4 protein-coding genes are annotated in these 1,846 nt (G+C 61.2%); 3 read left to right on the forward strand and 1 reads right to left on the reverse strand.

The features are described 5' to 3' along the window. A partial coding sequence (locus tag RI554_11390) for a hypothetical protein (protein MDR9392618.1) occupies nt 1-348 on the reverse strand: 348 nt, incomplete at its 3' end. Between the two features lie 145 nt (nt 349-493). On the opposite strand from RI554_11390, the gene RI554_11395 reads away from it, so the two are divergent. The 3 genes from RI554_11395 to RI554_11405 all read left to right on the forward strand — a co-directional run bounded on the left by RI554_11395 (nt 494) and on the right by RI554_11405 (nt 1,756). Next, nucleotides 494-811: a hypothetical protein gene (locus tag RI554_11395; protein MDR9392619.1), complete on the forward strand. Its 318-nt coding sequence runs from the start codon at nt 494-496 to the stop codon at nt 809-811. Between the two features lie 61 nt (nt 812-872). Continuing rightward, on the forward strand, nt 873-1,199 hold the full coding sequence (locus RI554_11400) for a hypothetical protein (GenBank protein MDR9392620.1): 327 nt from the start codon (nt 873-875) through the stop codon (nt 1,197-1,199). After that, nucleotides 1,196-1,756: a hypothetical protein gene (locus RI554_11405; GenBank protein MDR9392621.1), complete on the forward strand. Its 561-nt coding sequence runs from the start codon at nt 1,196-1,198 to the stop codon at nt 1,754-1,756. The genes RI554_11400 and RI554_11405 overlap by 4 nt, the downstream gene beginning before the upstream one ends. Nucleotides 1,757-1,846: the final 90 nt, after the last annotated feature.

The following is a 1,846-nucleotide window of genomic DNA, read 5'->3' on the forward strand; positions in this document are numbered from 1 at the left end:
GAAGCCGGACACCCCAATCCTCCCCACAGAAATCACGGATCGAGTGTTGTCGTGACGTTCGTCAGTCTCTTCGCCGGCGTTGGAGGGTTCGACCTCGGCCTCGAGCGTGCCGGCCACACCGTCGTCGGCCAAGTCGAAATCGATCCCTTCAACCAAAAAGTCCTCAAGAAACACTGGCCGGACGTCCCACGCATCAATGACGTGCGGGAATTCACCGGCACGGAATTCGGGCCGTTCGACATGCTCGTCGGCGGGTACCCCTGCCAACCCTTCAGCACCGCTGGACACCGCAAAGGAACGAACGATGACCGTCACCTTTGGCCCGAAATCGTTAGGGTCGTTCGCCACGTACGACCAAAGTACGTCCTCCTGGAAAACGTCCCAGGGCACCTTAGCTTGGGGTTCGACCAAGTACTCGGGGACCTGGCCGAGAGCGGGTACGACACGGAATGGGACTGCATACCAGCTGCAGCCGTTGGCGCCCCTCACCGCCGTGACCGCCTATTCGCACTGGCCTACCCCCACAGCCAGCATGCACACGGGCGCCACCACCAGGAAAACCGCGAAACGCTACCCAGGCAGAGGCAGCAACCTTCCCGAAGCCGCCCAACTCGCAGCGATCGGCGACCCGAGGTACTGGATTCCGGACGGCAACACGGTCTTCGTGTTCGACGAGAACGACAACCCACTCCTGGTGTGCCGCCACTGTTTGGAGCCGCACGAGGATTGGCATGGACCACTCAACCCCGACTGGACGGAATGGCTTATGGGGTTTCCCGCGGGGTGGACGTTCATCCCACCGAACGACTGACGGCCGTCGGGAACGCCGTCGTCCCCCAAGTCGCTCAATGGATTGGCGAAAGGCTGCCCGCATGAACGGACGCGCCAGCAAAAACAAAGGCAGTAACGCCGAACGCGAAATCGTGAAGCTCGCACGCAAGCACTACCTCGACGCCGAACGCGCGTACGCCAGCAACGGCCGCGCCCTCGGGCACGCCGAAACGTGCGACGTCACCATCCAAAACACCCCCTGGCAAATCAAACGCCGCAACAAAATCGCGACGTACATCAAGCCCCCCGCCGGCACGATCGGCACCCTCGTCAGGGAAGACCGCGGCCAATGGCTTGCCGTACTTCCCGCCCACATTCTGTTTGACCTCCTCCACAGGACCGGCATCGAAATCAAGGACAGCCAATGACGTGGACCGAACACGAACTCCAAATCCTCGAAAAGCACTACGCCCGCCGCGGCGTCAAAGCCGTCCAAGAACACCTCAAACGACACGGGTACAACCGCTCGATCCACAGCATCTACAGCAAAGCCTGCCGCCGCATGATTGACGACACCCCCAAAAACATGGTGCCCCTATCAACCGTCCACCCACGCAGCGACGAAACACAAACCCCCGCACGCTACGCCTACAAAAAAGCCGTCGAGGATGGCGTGCTGAAAGAACGCCCCCACCGCCTCCGTCGCTACCTCGTCCCCACCTGGTGGGCTGACCAATACATCAAAACCCTCGAAGAACGAATGGAAGCGGACACCAGCAACTGGTGGACCACCACGTACTTCGCATCCCAACTCGGCATTGACCGCAGGAAGCTCTGGCGCATCCGCACCCACAGGGCCCCCCACCCCCTCGCCCACAAGATCCGTGCCGTCCCCACGAGAAGGGGGTACCACACGCCCGCCGTGTATTACGAACCGACCGCCGCCCAAACCATCGTCACGCAAACCAAACAACTCACGTCATGACCGAAAAACAGCACGAAATCCTCAAGGACCTCATGTACGAAACGCAAGCCGGCGGCCTCTACGACGCCGAAAAACACGGGACGAACGGCA

This window comes from Trueperaceae bacterium (genome assembly GCA_031581195.1).
GTDB lineage: Bacteria > Deinococcota > Deinococci > Deinococcales > Trueperaceae > SLSQ01.